Genomic DNA, 22,311 nt, shown 5'->3' with positions numbered 1-22,311 from the left:
CAGTTTGTGAAACAACCCTTCAGGAGAGTCTTTATGGTAAATATTTATCTGGCCAGTCCGTTTTTCAGCGACGATCAGATTGACCGGGTGCAACGTGTCGAGCAGGCGCTGGAAAAGAATAAAACGGTAGATAAATATTTTTCGCCGCGGCTGGCCGACCCGGATAATCTGGAATATGGCAGTATGCCGTGGCGCGACTTTATCTTTAAAAATGATATTAAACATCTCGACGAAGCGACGGTCGTGGTGGCGGTGGTCGATTTTTTTGAAGACCACGTCGATAGCGGCACCGCCTATGAGATAGGCTATGCGCATGCGTTTAAAAAGCCGCTGATAATCGTTCAGGAAAAAGGCCATACGTTAAATCTCATGATCTCTGAAAGCCTGACCCGCTATGTCAACAGCGTTGAAGAGCTGGCGAGCTACGATTTCACCAGACTGGAGAAAAACGTCTTTACCGGCGATGTTTTTTGATGATCCCCGGTCGCGTCAGAGTACGCGACCGCTTTCCTGAAAGCCTACCCGTTTACCGCTCACTACCGGCGGGTACGGTATAAGACCAGCGGTTGCCGCTGTCGTTGACCACCTCATAGTTCACCGTCTGACAGGGACCGTCCGCGCCAGTCAGGGTCACTGGCAGGTGCGTCGCCGGCGGTACCATCACGCTATCGAGCCGGTAGTTACCGCAGCTCAGGCCGCTCAGGGTCATATGCCAGGGGCCGGGATTGTCGATAACCAACTGGCGCTGGCGCGGCAGAAAGCGAAAGGTCAGCTTTCCACCATCCTGTTCGCGCAGCGGCGCCACGCCGGCTGGGCGGATGAACAGCTTCATACGGATGCGCAGCGGCAGGATCACTTTTTGCTGCTGGCGCTCATCCTGCGCGGTCAACGGCGGGATCTGGTAAATATTCAGCCAGTACAGGGACTCCCGGTCCCGGGGCAATGTATCCCGGTCCGCTAACAGCAGTTTGACGCTGCGCAATTCACCGGGCTCCATGCGGAATACCGGCGGCAGGATCGTTAACGGCGTTTTCACACTGTCCGGCGCCACGCGCGGATCGCCTTCATCCACCCAGAGCTGTACCAGCGTGGGCTGCTGTGGCGAGTTGCTCAGCGCCAGCGAAACGCTGTTTTCATCGCCATTAAATACCACCCGGGTGACCTCGGTATTGACCACCGCCCACAGTGACCCGCCCGACAGGCTACCTGCCAGCAGCAACGCCGCGGTAGCAGGGCGGCTATTGAAAGCTAACCAGCACCTGAAGCTGAGCATAGACGACTCCTGAAGTGATGGTCTGACCGGGAATCGCCTCCAGCGAGGCGGTAAAATCACCGGTGTAAATGTTGGTACTCCCCGAGGCGCTGAGGGTGGTCAGATCCTGATAGCCATACCAGCCGCCGGCATTGCCGGTCGTCATGGTGGTAGCGCTGGGTAGCAGGTTAAGCGGCTGGCCGGAGAATTTATCGCTGTAGATGCGCAGCCCTACCCCGGAAGCCGTCCCGGAAGAACCGTAATTATTGCTCAGCAACCAGGTATAACCCCCGGAGGCGGTCATCAGCCCCAATGTCCTGGCTGCGCTGGCCGCGCTGGCATTATTGACCAGAAACCCCATCGCTACATTGGCAGACGAAGTGGTTGATGCCGCGGTGCCGGATTTAGCGCCAGATTCGCATTCGACATTCACTGAGAAAGCCGCCTGGCTGGTGCTACCGCTGGCCAGTTCCGCGACGGTGATAGTCGGCAACGTAACAATCGCCGGATAATCGCTGATGCGGCAGGCCGCTCCTCTGACGAATGCGCTCTGGTTGTACAGGCTCCAGCCGCCGGGCCAGGTACTGGCCCAGCCATTATAGTTGGTCCTGCTGTCGCTACCGACAGAGAGCGAGGGACTTAACCCGCCGCCCTGAAAGGCAATATAACCCGCTGGTCCTGCCCAGCTATAAGTGCTGCGATTGCTACTGTCAGAACCTTTACTGGCATCATCAACCCGAAATAATTCGACGAAGACATCGCTGAACGCACTGGCGGGAACATAAATATAGGTGCCGTCGTTAAAAACATCGGATTCAGGTATTGCGCGATTCTTCCAGTAGCGGGAGTAATATTCCCCGCTCTTCAGGTTGGTCAGCCGTACCGCGACGTTTTTTAGATAGGTATAGTAGGCGCCCTCAATAGCGGGGACGTCATACATTCCTCCCCAGGCGTCATCTCCATTGGTGGCGTAGTATTCATAAATGCTCCCCAAATCGGTGACGTTGCAGCGGAACAAAATCTGATTCGCCGCATATCCGGCAGTGCGCGCTGCCGGCACAAAGGTGGCCGCCGAACTGGCCAGCAGGGTGCCTTCCGGCTGAAACCCGACACCGCCGTTACTTAGCGATATCACTGCCGGCAACCCCAGTTTTCCCCGTGACTCAGCGTCAGTGGCTCCGGTCCAGTTAGCCGCGGTATACCCGGCGGCCAGTGCGGCCTGCGAGAGGGAACTGGTGGATATTACCCTGATACAGGATGCTGGCGTTACTGTGCAATAGAGTGTCGTCAGTAACAGGCAGGACAGAGAAAATGCATATTTCATCAGCGATTACTCCTGGCGGCAGGGAAGGGTTAACTGGTACAGCGGAGCGTCGGTGGTTGCCGGCAACTGGTAATACACCTGGCAGCGCCGGGCTTTATCATTTCCCCATTCCACGTACAGCACGCCGGACTGTGCCGGGAGACGCGCATAAATTTGTCCGCCCTGGCCAACCATGCCCACCGATTCTCCGTCGCTGTTGGTGACCTCCGCCCCCATTGGCGGCTGGCTGTTGTCGGGTAAAACGGTGTTGATCAGCGCGGCTTTGCCGTTGATGGTGGCGAATTTCACGTGTGTGATAGCGCCAGCATAAGGAACCACCCGTTTACTGCCGCCCACCAGTTCAACATCATCACTCATCTCCAGACTGTCGAGGCTGATGTTGTTATAGCGATAGGGGGTCATATTGGGTAACAGCGCATAGCCGAAGCGATCGATTTCCGCTCCCTGACCGTTGCGGACCGTGGCTCCCCGGGCGCCGGGCGCTTCGACCAGCGCGAAAGTGTCACTGGTGTAAGGCCCGGCGGTTAAACCACCGCGGTGCGCCACCAGGGTACCGGACATCCCCAGCCCATACTGGCGATAATCCTGGCCTTTCGACGCCGAGGCGCGCAAGGCGCCCACCGCGGTGCGATGTTCCAGGTTACCGCCAAAAGTAGCGCTGTCGCGGCTTTCCCGCTTGTCGCGCTCCACGCCGGCATAAACCGAGTAAGAGGTATTACTTTTCTCGCCAACGGTGCCGCTCATTCCCAGCGTGGCGGTTTTGTAGTTAGCGTTGCGGTTCATATCCAGATTGATCTGCGAACGACTGCTGCCAAAATCAAACGGCACCGAAATCCCCAGTGAAACCGTATTCTCGGTGTATTTACGCTGATTATCCGTATCAAAATCGCTGTCGTTGACGCTGGTGTAGTATTTACTGGTCAGCACATTGCGCTGGCGCGCCACATTCAGGTTAAAGGTGATATCGCGCCAACTGGTGCTGTAACCGAGCTGTAGCTGAGTAATACGTGAGGAGTCGCCGTAGTAATCCGAGGTGCTGCCGTTAAGGCTGAGCATCCCCCAGTCGCCGAGCGGCTGACTGACGGTTGCGGAAAAACTGTTGCGCTGGCGCAGGGTGTCAGAATAGTAGGTGACATGATTTTGCTGCTGGCGGCGCACGCCCAGCACATCCTGCAGATCGCGGTAGCCGCTGGTCGAATAACGCCAGGCGGCGAGTACCAGGTTAGTTCCGCTGGTGAAGGTTTTACTGTAGCTGGCTTCCACGCGCCATCCCTGAGCGCTGCGGTCATCCTCAACGCTGGCGTGTGAATAGACGGTATTCAGACCAAAGGCGCCCACCGGCGTCGCCAGAACGCCGCCGAGCAATCCGGCCTGGTAGTCATCAGCGATACGGGTGCCGATGTTGGCCGTCAGGTTGTTGTTAATCCCACGCTGCAGTACGCCTTCAAGGAATTTATTGTCGATGCTGTAATAGCGGCGTACGTGCCCCAGCGCCAGTTCGTAATTCCAGTTACCGGGGCGCACAGAGTCCGGCACCGCGGAATAGGGGACCGTAAATGTAGAGACCTGGCCGTTAGCCTCGACAACGTCGACCTGCAAATCGCCCTGGCCGCGGGTGTTATAGAGATCGTTAATCACGAAAGCGCCGGGAGAGACCGCCGTTTCATGGATCACTTTCCCCTGCTGGCGCACCACCACCCGGGCGGCGGTGGCGGCCACGCCGCGCACTTCCGGCGCGTAGCCGCGCTTACCCTGCGGCCACATACGCTGATCGGTACTCAGTTTCACCCCGTTAAACGACAGGCTGCCAAACAGGCTGCTGTTGGTGTAGTTATCACCGATGGCGACGATGCTGTCGATTTGCGGGATCGGCCGCTGAACCCAGGTTTTCACCGCATTGTATTTGTACTGGCTGCCGGAAATGCTGTTATCGGCATAGCGCAGGTTTCCCTGATGACGAACCTGCCAGAGCCCGAAGTTAAGTCCGGTATTAATATTGCTCCACAGATAGTTGTAGCGGAAGTCAGAGGCGGTGTTTTCGCTGTGATAGAAGTTGGTATTGTGACGTAGAAACAGCGCCGCGGCGCCGGCATCCCATTCGGAAACCGGGATATAGCCGCGCGGGTTGCGGTACAGTCCGGCCTGGGGGATGGTCATATTTAAACGCAGCCTGGCGGTATCGACATTCCAGATAATTTTCTGCCCCAGTTGACTGATAGCCCGGCATCCCGACGCGGCGTTAGCGGAATTCGCCGGCGGCGTTACGCGGATGGCGCTGGCTTCAATCTGCGCCTGTGTAAAACAGGGTTCAATCTGTTGCGCTTCAGACGGCGAGTGCTGGAGGGTAACGGTTTCTTTGCCGCGAATCAGTTGACCATTAAGGTAGATATCCAGAACATAATCACCGCTCAGCAGGTCATCGTCGGCCTGGTTAAAGCGACTGAGATCCAGACCGTTGCCATAACCGGAACCCTGCAACAGCGAAGGGTCGAACCAATATTCAGCAACCGCCGGCAGCGGTAACAGCAACGCTGCGAATAATGGCGTAAATTTTGGCGAATGTAATGCGGCAGGCAACGGATTTTTATAATGAATAATTTTCACTTATTCTCGCTCCCTGATCGTTAACCAGTGTGATCCGCACACTTTTCATTTGCGCCACAGCCGCCGGGAAAAAGAAATTTTCACTACTGAAAGGGGAGATCATATCGTTTTTATTAACGTGGTTACCGGATACTCCGGCGATATGCAGCCCGGCGATGGTCACGTAGTAGGGTTGGTTATTCGTGATGGAGATCCCCACCCGGCCATTGTGACTAATTCTTTTTACCTGCAGATTCTCGAGTATTTTTTGCGGATCGCCGGCCAGTCCTGCCGGTCGGTAAAAAAACTTCACCCGGTTACGCAGCATAATTAATATACTGTTTTGTTTTTCGTCGCTGTTTTTGGCATTTTTCAGATTGGACGGCGGAACCTGCATGAAATTAAACCAGAACATGGTTTCCCGATCCGCGGGTAATGATTTGGCGCCAGTAAACACAATGCGGATCACCTGGCCGCTATCTGGCTGTATGCGAAAAACCGGCGGGGTGGCGACAAACGGAATGGCCGCTGATTTTTCCGGTCCGTCATTGATGTCGCCATTGTCAAACCAGGTATTTATCACATAGGGAAAATTGTCTTTGTTTTTCAGATGGACATCGGTCGATTTAGCCGCGCCATTATAAATAATTCGCGTACCGGTCATTGTCACACTGGCACTGGTTTGCCCACCATAGCCAGCGGTTATTAGCAAAAGGAGAAAATAAAATAAGCGGATTCCATGGCTATGAATATTCATCAGTTTCTCCTGAAAGATGAAAATGGCGGGAAGACTTCCCCGCCATAACGGGATTTATTGATAAGAAACAGCGTACTGCAGCGATGCCTGAACGGTACCGGCAGTAGAGGCGCCCGTGGCATAATACTGGGCAGTATAAGTGGCAGTAGCGTCAGTTTCACCTGCGGCCAGCGTCAGATCGCCGGCGCCGGTAAAGGTATCTCTGAAATCGATTTCTGTATCAGCAGTGTCGAGAATCTGGATTTCAACTTCTGAAGCTGTACCGGTGCTGACCAGGTTACCGGTCCCGGCACTGACGTTGTTGCCAACAAACACAGTAGAGATATTCACGCCGGCAGGCGAGCCGGTACACCCGCTCACGCCAATGTCAAACGTGGTCTGGCCCGCGGTATCTGCAGGGGTTGACAGTGTTGATGATGAAACGGTCGGCAACAGTACGATGGGCGCCGCATCAGTACCATTCACCGATACAGAGCAAGTCTCGTCAGTCACTTCCCCCATAAAGGTAATCGTATTGTCAGACGCCAGCGCATTGCCGGATAAAATAACAGAAGCCAGAGCCGCAGAAAGTAACGCGCGATTCAGTTTCATAATTAAAACTCCATTTTTCACTAAGTTATGATGATTCTGCCAGTACAGGCAGGTGTTGCTGCCATAGCACAGGGCCACGGTGTAAAAATGATGCTGGTGCGAATAAAATCCGGAAGAATCTACCGTCGGTATAACGAAAGAATGTCATGGCACAGAAAAACGCCATGAAAATTGGCATTGCTTAATCCATATTTTTTTAATAAAAGCCGCTTACGCTGCGATATGCTCTTCATGTTATTCCCGGCTTCCGGCATTTCATCTTCACTGCACAGACTTTTCATAAAGTACCAGTTACTTTCGTTTGACTTGCCGGAATCTGTATGTTTGTTGTTTAACGTGCAGATTAATTTAACAAACTGCAGACAGCTAAGGTTACGCGGGATAACCCAGGGGAATCTGCCGGTTTTTATTTCTACTTTATGAAAAGCCGGCATAAACACCACCCGGCATGACGGATTAATGTGACTGACCAGATGTTTTCGCGCCATTAAATCATCAACGGCAATAATTAAAATCTCATTGCCGCTCAGGTTATTCATCAAAACGGGGGGCGATTGACAGTAAACGTTAATCGTCACGCCATTTATAAAATTCCTTTTGAGAATCTCGTCGACGCCGGACAGGAAGAAACTGTCATCAGATATTATGTAACAAGTCATAATTGCTGTGTTTAAACATCCTGTATTTAAGAAAAAGTCACGCTCCCTGATGGGTTGCGATTATCTGGTATCAGCATGGGGTTATGAAATTGTTTGTAGCATTCATACGTTAACATTCCATTGGTTAATGCTATTGGGCGAAACATCAGGAAAAGAATCACCCTGGTGCAGATGACTCAAGTTCATTGATAAAAATTCTTAATGGGTGATACAGAGGGAAAAAACAGCATAACGTTAAATTCAAATAACCATATGATTAATATGAGCATCAATTGCCACAGAGATTTTGAGACATAAACAATCGTTACAATTCACAAAAAGAAGTGATTAATATAAAACGCTTTTCAGCACTTTTGCCGGACCGGGAAAAATCCCAAACCAGGAGTAATCCGCAAAAAATGATGAAACACCAAAATGCGATCTGCGTCACGTTTAATCAAAATTCTCACCAGCTGCCACGGGAAAAATTCCTGGTAAGTCACCCCTGATTCTGTTGATAAGACGAATCTCAATAGCGCAAATTTTCAGCCATGAGACAGCTAAGTGACTTTCCCGTAGCCCTGAACAGATGGGGCAGGCCGGATGCAATAGTGAAGTTAACCCGGCAGTGAAAGGGGCTGGCGATGTTGCGGCAGATCGAAACGGAAGAGTGCATGGCAAGCCACGCACCTTGATTAATGCGTGGTGCCGCCGACGATCGGCACGTCCTGGTCGACGGTTAATGCAACGGTAATGGCAATCTCCAGCGCCTCGCGCATCATGCCCAGGGTCATCGACGGCGCTCCTGAATGAGCGACCGCCTGTTCAGGGAGATACGGTACGTGGATAAACCCGCCGCCCGCATCTGCTATATCCTGCAATTTATGCAGCACGCCATACATAACATGGTTGCAGACAAACGTCCCCGCGCTCTGGGAGACGGCGGCCGGGATCCCCGCCTGGCGCATCGCCGCGACCATGGCTTTGACTGGCAGGGTACTGAACCACGCCGCCGGACCGCCGGCTATCACCGGCGTATCGATTGGCTGCTGACCGCGGTTGTCCGCAATACGCGCATCATTAATATTGATTGCCACCCGCTCCACGCTGATTTCTGCTCGTCCTCCGGCCTGGCCCACGGCCAGAACGCGGCGCGGGCGAAATTCGTCAATGGCCGCATTCAGCACTGATAGTGAGTCGCCAAATGTGCAGGGCAACTGGCGCGCCACGATCCGACTGCCGGCAATTTCGCGCTGATGCAGTTGCCGGACCACTTCCCAGGAAGGGTTGATGTCTTCACCGCCAAAAGGCTCAAAACCGGTAATCAGTACGACGGACATAGTATTTATCCTGAACAAACGACAACACACAGACTGAGCAATGGTACATTATTATTTTACAACGAATACATGACAACATCTCAGGCTGTAAATCACATGCGCGTAGTTGCTGAAATAATGGCAGAACGCGGCGTAGTTATTGTCTGATCACCGTCTGTGCCAGTCCCATTCCGCGTGCAACCAGACTGCCAGCATAACCCAGCTTGAAACACACATGATGTCCGGCCAACGGGTTAACCCTGCAAGTAACTATGTTGGAGGTGATACAGGGCGTTACCGCTCCCACCAGGGCATTTACAAAATACGCCTTTAGAATCCATCTAATTTGTACTCAACAAACGGGTGTTTTCTGCCGACGATCATATCCCCGATCTGGTCTATGACATCGCCCGATCGGTGAAGACGCCTTTTTATTCAATTGATGTGGCAGCAAACACTGCGGGCACGCTGCGTTTGATAGAGATTGGCGACGGGCAGGTTTCAGACAGTAAGGAGTGGCCGGTGGAAAAGCTGGTGGACGCTTTCCGCCTGCGGCATTTAGCGAACTGCGGGATTTTGCAAGGAGCGCGCAGGCAGGGCACTGCGCGCTCCTGCAAAGCTGAAGTCAGGTGAAATACCAGGTCGCGACAAAGGCGATGACCAGCGCTGGCGTGATTGACAGTACCGGGTAACGTTTGATGCCGGAGATATTCATCGCGGCGCCAATCAGAATAATGCCGCCACATCCGGAGAAATTGTGTATGACCTGTAGCGGCACGCCTTCGGTCATCAGCGCGGACGCGGTGCAATATAAAGTCGTTTCAATAATAAATAACGGGATCGCGATAAAAAACACCGATGCGCCGAGGATCAAGCAGAAGGCGATGACGGTAAAGAAATCAATGACCGACTTTACCAGCAATAAGTCATAGTTTCCGGTCATCCCCTCGGTTAATGATCCGATGATGCCGGTCGCCCCGGTACAGAATAAAACCACCAGAGTAGTGTAGGTCTCAGAATATTTCTCTCTGGAAATAGCGGGAGGAACTTTAAATATATCGATATTTGATAACTTTCTCTGAAAGACGCCGGATAGCGCCACCACGCCTTTCTCCAGACGACTCAGTTCGCCGATGATAAACCCGATAATGATTGATAGCGTCACGATGACAAAATTATCAATTTTTACAATAAGATAAACACCAATACCAAAGGTAATCAGCGCAAAGATATCGGGAATTTTTTTAATCAATTCGCCATTAATTCTTTTTTTGAACAGGACGGCAAAAAGTGTACCGGAAAGTATCGCCAGAAAATTGATCCAGGGTCCCGTCATCCTGTCGGCCTCTGCGTATTTGCGACTATAAAAGTAGCCGTAAATTGTATAGAAAGCGGCCTGCAATGCAAATCAAGCTGATATTCACTATATCCTTTATTGATAGTGCACAGCACGAATAGCGCAATAGTGTATTTTTTTTCGGCAAAGAGAATCTAAAAGCTAATAATTTACCCAGGATAATATTCAACTTTAATAAAGATCGCTGAGCGTCGTGGAAAGAGTAGGGTAGCCGCCGCTTAGCACTCCTGACATAATCCTGATGTAATATCACCAGGCACTTGTCAGGCGAATGACGTTGTATAAAATCAGACTGACTGTATGATTTGCGCCTGACGACACTCTGCGGCTCAAAGGCAGCGACTGGAACCGCTGAACGACACTGGCACTGAACGGGAGATAACCATGTCTGAAAACAAGGATAATTCGTTACTCAACCAGTTGGATACCATCGCCAGAGGACTCAGTGAAACCTTTGCGCCGTTTTGCGAAGTGGTGGTGCACGATCTCAACAACCCGCAACACGCCATCCTTGCCATTCACAATAACTTATCCGGCAGAGAGACCGGGCAGCCGGCCACCGAGCTGGGACTGGCGCGCATTGCGTCACCGGACTTCCCCAGTATTATTGCTAACTATGCCAACCAGTTTGCGGATGGCCGGCCGGTAAAGAGCACCTCCATCGGCATTAAAGACAGCAGTGGTAAATATGTCGCCGCCCTGTGCATGAATGTGGATATGACGCTATTTCGGGGAATACAGAGCGCTCTGGCGCAGTTCACAGAGATTGAAAGCAGTGCGGTGGTCGAACATCTTGAGCCGGCTACCGGTTCCGAAGCCATTCGCCAGCGCATCGACAGCTATGCGGCAAAGCGCGCGACCACGGCCAGAGCGCTCAACGTTGCTGACCGCAGAGCCTTAATTCAGGCATTACGTAAGGAAGGGCTGCTGGAGGTACGTAAGTCTATGGACACCGTGGCCCAGCATCTCGGCATCTCCCGGGCGACGGCGTATCTGTATGCCCGCCAGGAGAACGGTTAAGCGCGCGTTCCCTGCGCTGACCGATACCGCGGTGATTGGTCCGGCGGCGAATCACTGCCAGAAGGGGCGACGGCCGACGGGCTTATCGCAGACGATCCTGGTCGCCGCCTGCACCCCGCCCATCGGTATATATGCCAGTAACAGCGCGCCGATAATCAGTAACCCGGCCATAAACCACAAGCCGGCATTAAAATCCCCGCTCATATCATGCATTACCCCAATCAGCAGTGGGCTAAGCCCGGAGCCAATATTGCCCGCGCCGCTGATAGTCGCCAGCACAACCGCCTGAGCGCCGACGCTGATCGCCCGATCGGGCGTAGTCCAGAACAGCGTCATGGCGGTGAATGCTCCGGCTGAGGCCATTATCAGACCCGGCAACTGAATCAGCGGATGTGCGGTCAGTGATGTCAGCAGCCAGCCAGCGGCGGAAAACAGGTAAGGGTAGATCGTATGACGCTTACGTTCTTTGAGGCGATCGGAACGTTTGCTCCACCACATCATCACCACGATGGTGCAAAACTGGGGGATCGCCGCCAACAGACCGACGGTAATATTGCTGCTGGAGGCATTAAAGCTTTTGAGGATTTGCGGCGTCCAGATATTGATGGCGCTGAGACTATTAGTGAGGCAGAAGTAGGCGAGAATATAGAGCGCCACTACCGGGGTAAAAATTTCGCGCCACAGCGAAACGGGCCGGGAGGTCAACATCTTCCGGTTGGCGCTGCGATCGCTTTCCATCATCCGCTGAAGAGTCTGTTTTTCATCAGCACTCAGCCATTTTGCATCCGCCGGTTTATCATCAAGATAAAACCAGGTCACTACGCCAAGGATCACCGACGGCAGCCCTTCCAGCAGGAACAACCATTGCCAGCCCCTGAGGTTCATCACCCCGTCCAGCGCCAGAATATAGCCGGAAAGCATCGATCCGAACATCATCGTCAGCGGCATAGCGATCATAAACAGCGCGTTGGCGCGGGCCCGATACCAAGACGGAAACCACCAGGTGAGATACAGCAGAATACCCGGCACAAAGCCAGCCTCAGCAACACCGACAATCATACGTAGCGCATACAGCGTACCGGCGCTGGTGGCAAACAGGGTACAGGTAGACGCCACGCCCCAGACCACCATAATGACGGCGATCCAGCGCCGCGCCCCAACCCGGCTGAGCATAATGTTGCTCGGCACCCCGAACAGCACGTAGGTGACGTAAAACAGCGTCGCGGCGAGGCCAAACATCGTGGAGGTCAGCCCCAGATCCTGGCTCATGGTCAACCCGGCAAAACCGATATTGATGCGGTCCAGGAAGGAGAATACAAATAAAACGAACAGGAATGCCACCAGGCGGCGGAACAGCTTACTCATTACCCGCTGTTCATCGGCCGTCGCCTGATTCTCCTGCGCAGATTGCGTTAACGTCGACATACTTCTCTCCTCGACCGTTACAGGTTGTTGCCGAGCCGGAAACCTTCCAGAACATCGTCTTTACGGGTGTAAGAGAAGCCATCGGCGCCGATAGTGACCGCCATTTCGCTCGGCTCGCTGCGCTCTGTGACCGGCTGGGGGTTGCCATCCAGATCCAGAACCAGCGAACCTTCGGTATACCAGCTCGCGACCACCGGATTACCCCACCAGTCGCGGCGCTGGTTGTCGTGTACATCCCAGCTCATCACCGGGTTGTCCGGATCGCCGGTGTAATAGTCCTGGGTGTAGATCTCAATACGATGGCCGTCAGGATCGCGCAGGTAGAGATAGAAGGCATTAGAAACCCCGTGGCGACCGGGACCGCGCTCAATCAGGTCTGATTTACGCAGCGCGCCCAGCTTGTCGCAAATCGCCAGGATATTGTGCTTCTCATGGGTTGAGAAGGCGATGTGGTGCATGCGCGGACCGGCGCCGCCGGTCATGGCGGTATCATGTACCGTTTGTTTTCGGCGCATCCAGGCGGCGTAAATCACTCCCTGTTGATCGCGGATCTGTTCCGTAACCTGAAAGCCGAGGGACTGGATATATGCCACTGCCTGCGGCACATCCGGGGTAATCTGATTAAAGTGGTCGAGGCGCACCAGCGCGCCGGGGGTATGGAGATCATAGCGCCATGTCAGGCGTTCAACATGTTGAACATCGTGGAAAAACTCATAGGGGAAGCCGAGCGGATCTTCAACGCGTACGGAATCGCCTGTCCCGCGGGTGAATCCGTTTTTGCGGCGCTCGGTCCGGCATCCCCTGGCCCGAAACCAGGCCTCGGCCCTGTCGACATCTTCCGGACTACGCACCCGGAAAGAGAAGGCCGCCACGGCGGCAATCGGCCCCTGGCGCAGAACGAGGTTATGGTGAATAAACTCCTCAATGGAGCGCAGGTAAATATGCTGGTCGTCTTCTGCGGTGACCGTCAGGCCGAGAATATCGACATAGAATTCGCGGGCGGTCCGCAGGTCGGTAACCTGTATCTCCATATAAGCACAGCGCAAAATATCCGGCGCCGGTACAGTGGCTATTACATTTTCAATCGTCATTGTAGGGTCTCTCAGGGTTATCGATGTGCATATCAGCGCAATTTGCACCACGGCGACAGGCCACAGCCAGCCGCGGACACATTGCCCATGGGTTTATTATGGCTTTATTAAGATATTAACGTTTTAATTTATTTAAGCCTTTATCCGGGCGATATCAAGCCAGTTTATTTAAAATTAATCCGGGCAGGGCGGAGGGTTGTAAAGATAAATTGATGCTGAATTTCATTGTATTAGCAATTTATCGAATAAATGTGTAAAAAAACCGCTTCTCTGATTTGTGATCCAGACCAGATTATTAATATGTTAATAGTGTTGGTCTGCGCTAAAAATGAGGACATTGTGGTTTAACTAATGATAAGCGAAAGCGAGAAACGCATGAATTCACTGTTCTCCTCATTGAGTATTACCCAGTTGAAAACCCTGCTGGTTATTCTTGAACAGCGCAACCTGACCCACGCCGCCGCGACCATGGGCAGCAGCCAGTCGGTTCTCAGCCGCCAGTTGGCCCATTATCGTGCCGCCTTTGATGATCCGTTGCTGGTTCGCCAGGGGAAACAGTTTCTGTTAACGGATAAAGCCAGTGCGCTGCTCGCCCCGCTGAACCAGATATTACAAAATCTCGACTCGCTGGCGCAGCCGTTGACCTTCGATCCCGGGAGCTGTACTCGCCGGTTCTCTATCGCTGCCTCCGATTATGTTGCCACCCACATTCTGCCGGACTTAATTCGTCACCTCGGGCAAGTCGCGCCGGGGGTTTGCATTGATTATCTGACCTGGCAACCCAATCGTTATGACTGGCTGTCCAGCGGTAAGGTGGACCTCGCCACCACGCTGGTTGAAGATGCGCCGCCGGAATTTCATGGCCGAACAATCGGCGATGATATTCCGGTCTGTTGTTTACGTCGCGATCACCCACTCGCCAGCGCGGAAAAAATTACCCTTAGCGATTATCTTAACTGGTCGCATATTAAAATTAGCGGCGGCGGTGATAAAGACAGTTTTATTGATAATTACCTGAAACAGCAGCAGGTCAGCAGGGTTATTCGTCTGTCGGTGCCGTTTTTTTCCGCAGCGCTGGACGTGGCCGCGCAATCAGACAACCTGTTAACCATCCCCCGATATTTACTGGAGCACAGTGTTGGAACTCGGCCATTAACCTGGCGGCCACTGGATTTCGCCGCCTGGTGTTTTCGCTATTGGGTTGTCTGGCATCGCCGCACTCATAACTCCCCGGAACATCAGTGGTTTCGGCAGTTTGTCTATCGGCACTGCCAGGCGTCAGCGTCGTTAAATCCCGGGCGTCAAAGCATGTCATATTGACATGGCAACTATTCCCGGACCGACATGTTCGCCGGCGCCGACGACTGCTAACGTGATGATGGATATCCGGAGGAATATTTTTTACCACGCCATCAGCACCGTAAATTAATTATCCAAAGGACATCAGGAAACCGATTATTTATTTAATGACGGAATTTACTCATCAGCCAGTGAGCACAGGGAAGTGCATTACGCGCCAAAATAATATTCACCGGCCGCTAATCATGAATGAGGATTTTAATATGAATAATGACCAGAATACGCCGCAGCATATGACGGGCGGGGATGCTGTCGTTAATGGCCTGAAACACCACCAGGTGGATACTGTGTTTGCCTTACCCGGCGCGCAAATTTATGGCCTGACCGATGCCTTAGCGCGCCACAGCGAGGCAATTCGCACGATTGGCGCCCGGCATGAACAAACCAGCGCCTATATGGCCTACGGCTATGCCCGATCTACCGGACACCCCGGGGTATGTGCCGTGGTCCCGGGGCCAGGTATTCTTAACGCCAGTGCGGCGCTGTTAACCGCCCATGGCTGTAACGCACCGGTACTGGCTCTGACCGGCGATGTCGAATCCGCTTACAAAGACCGTGGGCGCGGTCAGCTACATGAGCTACCACGTCAGCTTGATATCCTCGGCCATATCGGAAAGTGGAGTGCCCACATTGAGCAGCCCTGCGACGCGCCGTGGCTGGTTGCCCGCGCGTTTCAGGAGATGACGTCCGGCAGACAAGGGGTGGTGGCGCTACAGGCAGGATGGGATTTCTTCACCCGTACGGCGCGGGTGGATGGTGTTGCGCCGCTGGCGCGGAAACCGAAACCGCCGGTAGATACTGATGCTATCGACGCGGCAGCGAAACTTCTCCAGAGCTGCCGGGCGCCGATGATATTTGTCGGCAGCGGCGCTTCAGGGGCTGCGCCGGAGGTGAGGGAGCTGGCCGAAACTCTTGGCGCGCCGGTGGTCAGTTTCCGCGGCGGCCGGGGGATTATGGCTGACGATCATCCGCTGGGGTTCAACGTGGTTTCCGGGGCGCGTCTCTGGCCGCAGACCGATGTGGCGATTGTGATCGGTTCACGCTTTGAGCTGCTGGATATTCGCTGGAATTACCGTCCGCGGGGGCTGAAAATTATACGCATTGATATTGATGCCGGCGAAGTGCGACGCCTGAAGGCGGATATCAATATCATCAGCGACGCGTCTGACGGCGCCCGGGCATTGATTAGCGCCGTTAGCGCAACCGGGACACCGCCGCGACGCGACCAGACGCTGGCGGAAACCAAAGAAATCGCCGCCGCAGCCATTGAGAAAATCCAGCCGCAGGTCAGTTATTTACAGGCAATTCGCGAAGTACTACCGCGCGATGGGATCTTCATTGACGAGGTATCACAGGTCGGATTTACCGCTATCTTTGGTTTACCGATGTACCAGCCGCGCACTTTTATTTCCTCCGGCCATCAGGGAACTCTCGGTTACGGCTTCCCGACGGCGCTGGGGGTTAAAGTAGCCAATCCCGGCAAAGCGGTATTGTCTATCTGCGGCGATGGCGGTTTTATGTTTGCCGCTCAGGAGCTGGCAACGGCAGTGCAGTACAACATTAATCTGGTCACCGTGGTATTCAATAACCAGTCCTATGGCAATGTTTACCGCGATCAGCAGCAGAGCTTCGCCGGCCGTTTTATTGGTTCTGAGCTGGTAAATCCGGATTTCGTGAAGTTCGCGGAAGCTTTCGGCGTGCAGGGGATACGCGTCACCACGCCGCAAATGCTGCGCCAGGCGCTGGAACAAGCATTCGCCGCCGATAAACCGGTGTTAATTGAAGTAGCGGTAGCGCGCGGCAGCGACAGCAGCCCGTGGAAATTCCTCCACCCGCAGTTTAATGATTGACGAGAGGCAAGGGCAGGGAAGCCTGAATATGCTATTTAATATATTCTGGCATTTTTAAGCACGTTTACTGTTTTACCGGGATTTCGGGAAAAATGGAAAATGGCAGCCCGCACTTTTCCAGGATACACTTAATCGCAGCGCTGTCGACATGTTACATGCGGGGGCTGTGAAATGCTTAATTCTGAATTAAAATACAATTCGCCTTCCGGGCACACCTTCCGACATCGTATTGTTGGTTATTTATTGTTTAGCCTTATGGCGCCAGGATTATTATTTAATATATCCGTTATTTCTCAGGCTAATGCAAACTCAGATCACGAGGAGCTTAGCAAGCAAATTCACAAGGAAGTTAAAAACATATCTAAAAATGAAGGGTTCCTTGTCGACCCCAAAATAACCACGGAAATTATTTCAGACGCTGAAAACTTTAGCGCAAATTTTTGTTGGTCAGAGCCACCTCGATGTAAAAAAACCATCCCTGAAGCCAGCGTTCTGAATGCCGTCATTAATAGCTTCTTTCAGGATTTGCAAGTATCTCCTATTGATATCGAAACGATAGCGTCGCGTCTTGCCCGGCAAGACGGAATGAGTATGAGTGATGCCGGATGGCCGGCTATCCGCAGCAATGAGGTCAGTGTTGTTGAACTACCTGACTCTCTGGATGGCGCTGAAGTGTCGCTCATTACGTCGACAACAAAGGTGAAATTAGGCAAGGCCGGCTCGCTGCTTTTTATTTGGCCGGGAACGCATCAGTTAATTGCTACCCGCGAAGATGGTCAGGTAATTTATGGGACTGTCAAAGCGTCTCCACATAGTAAAGGAGTATGGACTGAATCATTGTTCCAAAACTCACTAACGGTGGGAAGGATTGACCCCGACATCAGCTTATACTGCCACTATGCAATACCACAAAATCCCGATAAAACGACATTACCGGCACCTCTGGGATTATTTAATACCGGTCGGGCGACGATTGGTGAATCTCAGGAAAAACGCATATCCAATATTATTCCGGCAGCACGCCTGTCGGGTCTGAATATTAAAGTCACTGATGAGACTGAACGTTGCGACCGTCAATGTCTTAATGGTATTTCAATCGCTTTTATACAGGCAATTTCGCTATGGAGATCGGGTTGCGCACGTTGTTCAGGCAATTCGCTGGTAGTGATTCGTACCGCAGACCAAATCTGGCTGGACATGCGTGCTGCCAATCGCCTCCGTGACATGTCCCGTAATAAAAACAATGCGCTAGACTATGATTTATCACATATCCAGCCAGCAGAGATGCAGCGTTATCAACACGCCCCTGGTTACTGGCAGGCAGGAAGCTACATCGTTGGGTATGAACAAATTGATCAAGACAACGTCCTGAAACAAGAGCTATGCCAGATAACAACCACGCCTACACCTGACTGGATTAGTTTTGCCCAGGGATATCTTTGCCCGGGGAAAGCAGTTCTGCCCACAGAAATAACCCCGGAGCTTATCATCACCAAAGACTGGACCAGTTGTGGCGAAGGTGCCATAGCATGTGCTATCCCGGGAGGGAACATACAAGTTACTGCACAATATTCTTACTGGATCCCAGGAGTACCCGCCAGCACGCCGATACTTAAGGGCAGTGGTAATAGCAGCACACCTTACCAAATAAATTTAGTCATTCTCCATGAAGTCGGGCATTGGTTTGGACTACGCCACCCGGAGGATATCGGCCTGGCATACAGAGATATCATGAAGGGTCGTACTGATAGCGAAAATGAATGCGTGTCCGCAGACAGCCTTACGATGTTAAATAATGCAACAGACAAACGCTGGAAATACCGGGCAACAGCGAATCAGGGCCTTATGCCCGGAAATTAAAATCTCATCAGGATCACTATTATGAATCGCAAACCATCGCTTTTGTGCCTTTTTGTTGTGTTTACTGTTCCATCTCTACCTGTTTACGCAGCGGATTATAATCAGCAAATCATCACTACTGTAGAGTGGCTAGCCAGGAATAAATCAGGGCTTGGTTATAGCCTGAACAGCCGTTATACCGAAGATCTGAAATATGGAGATTACACCTTCCGTTCAACCGGTGGAACAAGCACTATGTGCGTTGCTGCAGTGTTTGAAGTACTGATCAGGACACTGGCCATGGCTAAAGATAGAGAGGGAAATCCGGTAAGTTCTAAGCTACTTAAGGGGCAAGTCCTGGATGGGTCCAAAGCCCTTAATATATCACCATATGCATTTCAGTATGCTTCTCTGGTTAATATTCCTGAATACAAGAGAAAATTTTCTGCCGGAATAGGTGACGCGTTTGTTCTCTTTGGTATGGGACAATATGTGACATTTAAAAATGCGAAGGGCGGAGACTTTGTCTATTTTAATCGCTCCAATGGTTCAGGCCATGCGGTGATACTGATTAGTTATCTTAACCGTGAGGGAAAACCATCCAGCGATGCTGAGAGCGCCATTGGTTTTCGCTATTTTTCAGCCCAGAAAAATGGCACTAATGGTATGGGATACCGGGATGCATTTTTCGGTAGTTGCCCAAAAGTGGAAACCACCTATGTCAAGGATTGTGGTTTGATCAAGTCAGATAAACGTGCACTGTTCGCAATAAGTCGACTCAACGATCCTAACGAATGGTTCACCGATTTCAGCGCCATACGCGTTGAACGATACTTTAAAGGAGACTCTATCGATTCGATCACAGCCGACGAAGACGCATTTCGACAACGTGCAAAGGAGGAATTGACGGAAGCAGAAAAAAAAGCGCAAGTGTATGCAAAGCAGGGTAAATTCCCGCTGATTGTCACTGAGATAGGAGGTGAAAACGACATGGCGAAACAGTCATTGAAAGAAGTTGAATTCGACGAGGATGCTTTTGGGCCAAACTTTGCGGAATAAAAGATCGTTGTTATCAAAAAGGGCCTCACAGGAAGGCCCTTTGTCAATTTACGCCAAAGAAAAAGTTTAATAACTCGCCGACTCTGAAAATCCCGGAAGGTAATTTTAGCAATACAGTCGGTAAGGCCCGAAGGAACCCACACAGATAACTGGTAGTTAGTCGAGCAGTTTTTATCAACAAGAATGCGCCACATAAGGATTTGTGATTACCCTATGAGTATGTGCCGCTGGGGAGCAGGGACCATAAACCAGGTCCAGATTTATAGTCATTCATGGGCTGACAGTCTACCAAACTCAATTTAACATAATATACATTATGCGCACCAAAATGGTTCTGGTAGAAATCTGGATTTATCTGCTTACCAAAGTTTTCCCCGAACCTACCATTCCAGACATGTCGCCCCAACATTGGAGTCATCCGCTTTGCCACTGCAATCATCAACCCATTTTGTGAAACCCGTTACGACAATCCGCGTTAACTCCATTCGACCAGGGATGCACGCGATTGGTTACATCGCTCATTTTGCTGTCTACGCTAACGCCTCAGAAGTCAGGCGTGCTTCCATGACAACCGATATCCGCAGTATTACAAAATGTGGATAGCCCACCATACACGAAAAAATAATTCCCCTCGGTGTTTGGCGTCTGAAAACCAGCACGTATCAGCTCTCGTTATCAGTACTATAAACAGTATAGATTTTTTCTTTATAAATTATTTTGTTAGGCTATTGTAAACTAAAAAAATAATTCACTGCACCATCGGCAAAATCGGGACAATACTTAAAGTACCCGTTCGATAACATAGCCACCGTATGCGGGAGGAAAACATGACTAAATCTGTTGCGTCACAGGAGGCGACATATCCCCTGCAACAACGTTTTATCCGGCAGGTAATCGCGCTGGACCGCGAATATCTACTCCAGCTTGAAGCACTGAAATCCACGCTATCCGGTTTACAGCAGCAAGCCACGTTTTCAGTGACGCAGCGTGACGAGTTGTTTGCCTGGCGTGACGAACTTCAGCGCCGTATCAACACTTACCAGACACTGTGCGCTAAATATCAGGACGCACTGATCTCCGGACAGCACCTCGAACTGATGGCCTATATGCTATTCGGTGATGTGCGCAGTGCACGAACACAAAAGAACATTGATGAATATATCCAGATGCGCGGTACGGCAAATGCCGAACTGAAGGCGTTACTGGTAAATCTGGATTCGCAGGCCGCGCTGGGACAACACCTGCAACTGCGGTTACAGGGAGAAAAACATATCAGACGTTTTCTTGACGAATCCCCCCACTACCGCGCCAGACGCAGCGCTGGCTGAGCCTGTTCAGGCTCAGCCCTCCCCGTCTTCCGGTTCTTCTGTTGTGACAAAAACAGGTTCAATACGCTTGATGCCCGCACTGTTAATAATGATTCGCGCCCGTTCCAGGGTACTCTCTTTCCCGTCTGTTACGCGACGAATCAAATTAATATGATAAACTTTCTCACCATATAAAACCTGATCGTCATCCAGGGTTGGTAACTCATTGAGTAGCTCATCAGTATATTTCAGAAATGGCGTAATATCGAGACGCGTAATATCCATAACAGAACGATTAACCCCGGTGAATAACTGGTTGCTGGCGCGCAATTGCACATGCTTAGAATAATGCAGAATATCTTCACTTAAATAATAGTTCTGAATATCCAGAATATGTACTTTCCGACGCATCGCTTTGACATCGCCCGGCAACTGGCTTTCATCGACAAAGACGAAAGACTCATTACATTTGCCGACCGGATAACGCAGATTTTTATAGATTTCCTGCTGCCTGTCTGGCAACCAGCGGCGAAATGTGGAAAACAAACGCGCCCGAAATCCCTCTTTCATCCGATCCTTAAAAATGTAGCCAATCACCATGGCGAGAAACAGCTGCATACTCAGCGCTCCGTATTTTCCCTGCCAAATAAAGGCAACTGCGGTAGCAAAAATCATGGCAATCGCAGCGGCGATACCGGCAATGGTATGAGCAAGAAAGGTCTCGCCTTTTTTACGCCGAATATCCAGATACATCGGGCTGCTGATGTATTTCTTCAGAGTATTAACACGATAAATGACTAACTCGTTATCCGAGCCCGGCGATGGGAAAGTATCAGGATGCTGGTTTTTCCGGTACAACATCTGTTCACGCCAGAACGCACGCAGACTATCGTAGCCTGGCGAAGCGGCAAGACTGTTGAGCAGCTTGCGGCCATAGTGCGTTATCATCAGGGCAAGAAATTCATCGCCGTAGTCCACAATACGCAGTGCATTAGCCTGTGCCCCTGGCGCCACGCGTTCCCGCATCCGCCGATATCCGGCGAGAATGTCCGCCGCGATGGCGGTGAAACTTATCAGCGCCTGCTCACGCTTTTCCCCTCCCAGCCTCAGGATGTAGCGCACCTCCACATGTAATGCCCGTTTAAAAGTGAGGCAAAACATTTTCAGCCGATATTCATAACCCTGGGGAGAGATATCTTTGCTATGCTCAGCCAGTAATTGTTCAATATTGGCCAATGTCCCGGGTACATCAGCTGCCAGCTTGCGCAACATCAGGGTCGGAGGACGCAGACGGATGTAGTTCTTCAGGTTTTGCTGGAATGCCTGTGGCGGATACGTCCAGCGATTGATCTGTAAACTGGAAGGAAAAAACAGCCAGGTTTCAATATGATAATTTTCCGTCTGGAAAGGTTTATTACTGGCCTTCTGTGGAAAAAAAATGCGCTGCTTAATTTCAATACAACGCTTTCCCGATGCTCTTAAGGTATCTCCTGGCATCTTTGCCTCCTGCATAAAGGTGGTAACTCAGCGAATTACCACC

19 protein-coding genes are annotated in these 22,311 nt (G+C 51.7%); 8 read left to right on the top strand and 11 right to left on the bottom strand.

Going from position 1 to position 22,311, the window contains the following annotated elements; translation table 11 throughout:
* Positions 1-33: 33 nt before the first annotated feature.
* A complete protein-coding gene (locus tag AQ981_RS01835; RefSeq protein WP_058910041.1) occupies positions 34-474 on the top strand; it encodes a nucleoside 2-deoxyribosyltransferase in 441 nt (146 codons plus the stop codon).
* A 52-nt stretch (positions 475-526) separates the two neighbouring features.
* Here the strand turns inward: AQ981_RS01835 and AQ981_RS01830 are convergent, their stop codons facing one another.
* From AQ981_RS01830 to pcp, 7 genes are all read right to left on the bottom strand, one after another.
* Entirely contained in the window at positions 527-1,273 is a 747-nt protein-coding gene (locus AQ981_RS01830; protein ID WP_058910040.1) for a fimbria/pilus periplasmic chaperone, read from the bottom strand.
* A complete protein-coding gene (gene stbD, locus AQ981_RS01825) occupies positions 1,239-2,576 on the bottom strand; it encodes a fimbrial usher protein StbD (RefSeq protein ID WP_058910039.1) in 1,338 nt (445 codons plus the stop codon). The genes AQ981_RS01830 and stbD overlap by 35 nt, the downstream gene beginning before the upstream one ends.
* 6 nt (positions 2,577-2,582) lie before the next feature.
* Positions 2,583-5,180 (bottom strand): fimbrial outer membrane usher protein, encoded by a 2,598-nt coding sequence (locus AQ981_RS01820; protein ID WP_249226247.1) that lies wholly within the window; start codon positions 5,178-5,180, stop codon positions 2,583-2,585.
* The gene (locus AQ981_RS01815) at positions 5,161-5,823 is read right to left on the bottom strand and encodes a fimbria/pilus periplasmic chaperone (protein ID WP_249226246.1); all 663 of its coding nucleotides are present in this window, start codon (positions 5,821-5,823) and stop codon (positions 5,161-5,163) included. The genes AQ981_RS01820 and AQ981_RS01815 overlap by 20 nt, the downstream gene beginning before the upstream one ends.
* 147 nt (positions 5,824-5,970) lie before the next feature.
* A complete protein-coding gene (locus tag AQ981_RS01810; RefSeq protein WP_058910316.1) occupies positions 5,971-6,507 on the bottom strand; it encodes a fimbrial protein in 537 nt (178 codons plus the stop codon).
* Positions 6,508-6,626: 119 nt separating this feature from the next.
* Entirely contained in the window at positions 6,627-7,085 is a 459-nt protein-coding gene (locus tag AQ981_RS01805) for a hypothetical protein (RefSeq protein WP_058910037.1), read from the bottom strand.
* Positions 7,086-7,840: 755 nt separating this feature from the next.
* On the bottom strand, positions 7,841-8,485 hold the full coding sequence (gene pcp, locus AQ981_RS01800; protein ID WP_058910036.1) for a pyroglutamyl-peptidase I: 645 nt from the start codon (positions 8,483-8,485) through the stop codon (positions 7,841-7,843).
* Between the two features lie 342 nt (positions 8,486-8,827).
* Between pcp and AQ981_RS01795 the strand changes: the two genes are divergently transcribed.
* Positions 8,828-9,097: an ATP-grasp domain-containing protein gene (locus AQ981_RS01795; RefSeq protein WP_058910035.1), complete on the top strand. Its 270-nt coding sequence runs from the start codon at positions 8,828-8,830 to the stop codon at positions 9,095-9,097.
* Here the strand turns inward: AQ981_RS01795 and AQ981_RS01790 are convergent.
* Entirely contained in the window at positions 9,090-9,800 is a 711-nt protein-coding gene (locus AQ981_RS01790) for a DUF554 domain-containing protein (protein ID WP_058910034.1), read from the bottom strand. The genes AQ981_RS01795 and AQ981_RS01790 overlap by 8 nt on opposite strands.
* 405 nt (positions 9,801-10,205) lie before the next feature.
* Here AQ981_RS01790 and AQ981_RS01785 point away from each other — a divergent pair, with 405 nt between their 5' ends.
* Positions 10,206-10,841, top strand: coding sequence for a helix-turn-helix transcriptional regulator (locus AQ981_RS01785; RefSeq protein WP_058910033.1), 636 nt, complete (start codon positions 10,206-10,208; stop codon positions 10,839-10,841).
* A gap of 51 nt (positions 10,842-10,892) precedes the next feature.
* Here the strand turns inward: AQ981_RS01785 and hpaX are convergent, their stop codons facing one another.
* Together hpaX and hpaD are read right to left on the bottom strand one after the other, a co-directional pair.
* On the bottom strand, positions 10,893-12,266 hold the full coding sequence (hpaX, locus tag AQ981_RS01780; protein ID WP_058910032.1) for a 4-hydroxyphenylacetate permease: 1,374 nt from the start codon (positions 12,264-12,266) through the stop codon (positions 10,893-10,895).
* A gap of 17 nt (positions 12,267-12,283) precedes the next feature.
* A complete protein-coding gene (hpaD, locus tag AQ981_RS01775) occupies positions 12,284-13,357 on the bottom strand; it encodes a 3,4-dihydroxyphenylacetate 2,3-dioxygenase (RefSeq protein WP_082683119.1) in 1,074 nt (357 codons plus the stop codon).
* A gap of 351 nt (positions 13,358-13,708) precedes the next feature.
* On the opposite strand from hpaD, the gene AQ981_RS01770 reads away from it, so the two are divergent.
* From AQ981_RS01770 to AQ981_RS01750, 5 genes are all read left to right on the top strand, one after another.
* Positions 13,709-14,677 (top strand): LysR family transcriptional regulator, encoded by a 969-nt coding sequence (locus AQ981_RS01770; RefSeq protein WP_082683118.1) that lies wholly within the window; start codon positions 13,709-13,711, stop codon positions 14,675-14,677.
* A gap of 242 nt (positions 14,678-14,919) precedes the next feature.
* Positions 14,920-16,566, top strand: coding sequence for a thiamine pyrophosphate-dependent enzyme (locus AQ981_RS01765; protein ID WP_249226245.1), 1,647 nt, complete (start codon positions 14,920-14,922; stop codon positions 16,564-16,566).
* 171 nt (positions 16,567-16,737) lie between these two features.
* Positions 16,738-18,426: a hypothetical protein gene (locus AQ981_RS01760; protein WP_058910030.1), complete on the top strand. Its 1,689-nt coding sequence runs from the start codon at positions 16,738-16,740 to the stop codon at positions 18,424-18,426.
* A gap of 21 nt (positions 18,427-18,447) precedes the next feature.
* Positions 18,448-19,464: a hypothetical protein gene (locus AQ981_RS01755; RefSeq protein ID WP_058910029.1), complete on the top strand. Its 1,017-nt coding sequence runs from the start codon at positions 18,448-18,450 to the stop codon at positions 19,462-19,464.
* Positions 19,465-20,291: 827 nt separating this feature from the next.
* A complete protein-coding gene (locus AQ981_RS01750; RefSeq protein ID WP_058910028.1) occupies positions 20,292-20,792 on the top strand; it encodes a hypothetical protein in 501 nt (166 codons plus the stop codon).
* A 12-nt stretch (positions 20,793-20,804) separates the two neighbouring features.
* Here the strand turns inward: AQ981_RS01750 and AQ981_RS01745 are convergent, their stop codons facing one another.
* A complete protein-coding gene (locus AQ981_RS01745; protein ID WP_058910027.1) occupies positions 20,805-22,268 on the bottom strand; it encodes a hypothetical protein in 1,464 nt (487 codons plus the stop codon).
* Positions 22,269-22,311: the final 43 nt, after the last annotated feature.

Origin of the sequence: Entomohabitans teleogrylli (assembly GCF_001484765.1) — a bacterium.
Lineage (GTDB): Bacteria > Pseudomonadota > Gammaproteobacteria > Enterobacterales > Enterobacteriaceae > Entomohabitans > Entomohabitans teleogrylli.
Note: the sequence above shows the minus strand (reverse complement) of the source record. Positions and strands in the feature narration are given on the sequence as shown.

What these genes read in the sequence shown, in the direction of transcription:
- AQ981_RS01835 (WP_058910041.1), top strand. Translation starts at nt 34, where the DNA reads ATGGTAAATATTTATCTGGCCAGTCCGTTTTTCAGCGACGATCAGATT.
- AQ981_RS01830 (WP_058910040.1), bottom strand. Translation starts at nt 1,273, where the DNA reads ATGCTCAGCTTCAGGTGCTGGTTAGCTTTCAATAGCCGCCCTGCTACC.
- stbD (WP_058910039.1), bottom strand. Translation starts at nt 2,576, where the DNA reads ATGAAATATGCATTTTCTCTGTCCTGCCTGTTACTGACGACACTCTAT.
- AQ981_RS01815 (WP_249226246.1), bottom strand. Translation starts at nt 5,823, where the DNA reads ATGACCGGTACGCGAATTATTTATAATGGCGCGGCTAAATCGACCGAT.
- AQ981_RS01810 (WP_058910316.1), bottom strand. Translation starts at nt 6,507, where the DNA reads ATGAAACTGAATCGCGCGTTACTTTCTGCGGCTCTGGCTTCTGTTATT.
- pcp (WP_058910036.1), bottom strand. Translation starts at nt 8,485, where the DNA reads ATGTCCGTCGTACTGATTACCGGTTTTGAGCCTTTTGGCGGTGAAGAC.
- AQ981_RS01790 (WP_058910034.1), bottom strand. Translation starts at nt 9,800, where the DNA reads ATGACGGGACCCTGGATCAATTTTCTGGCGATACTTTCCGGTACACTT.
- AQ981_RS01785 (WP_058910033.1), top strand. Translation starts at nt 10,206, where the DNA reads ATGTCTGAAAACAAGGATAATTCGTTACTCAACCAGTTGGATACCATC.
- hpaX (WP_058910032.1), bottom strand. Translation starts at nt 12,266, where the DNA reads ATGTCGACGTTAACGCAATCTGCGCAGGAGAATCAGGCGACGGCCGAT.
- hpaD (WP_082683119.1), bottom strand. Translation starts at nt 13,357, where the DNA reads ATGACGATTGAAAATGTAATAGCCACTGTACCGGCGCCGGATATTTTG.
- AQ981_RS01770 (WP_082683118.1), top strand. Translation starts at nt 13,709, where the DNA reads ATGATAAGCGAAAGCGAGAAACGCATGAATTCACTGTTCTCCTCATTG.
- AQ981_RS01765 (WP_249226245.1), top strand. Translation starts at nt 14,920, where the DNA reads ATGAATAATGACCAGAATACGCCGCAGCATATGACGGGCGGGGATGCT.
- AQ981_RS01760 (WP_058910030.1), top strand. Translation starts at nt 16,738, where the DNA reads ATGCTTAATTCTGAATTAAAATACAATTCGCCTTCCGGGCACACCTTC.
- AQ981_RS01755 (WP_058910029.1), top strand. Translation starts at nt 18,448, where the DNA reads ATGAATCGCAAACCATCGCTTTTGTGCCTTTTTGTTGTGTTTACTGTT.
- AQ981_RS01750 (WP_058910028.1), top strand. Translation starts at nt 20,292, where the DNA reads ATGACTAAATCTGTTGCGTCACAGGAGGCGACATATCCCCTGCAACAA.
- AQ981_RS01745 (WP_058910027.1), bottom strand. Translation starts at nt 22,268, where the DNA reads ATGCCAGGAGATACCTTAAGAGCATCGGGAAAGCGTTGTATTGAAATT.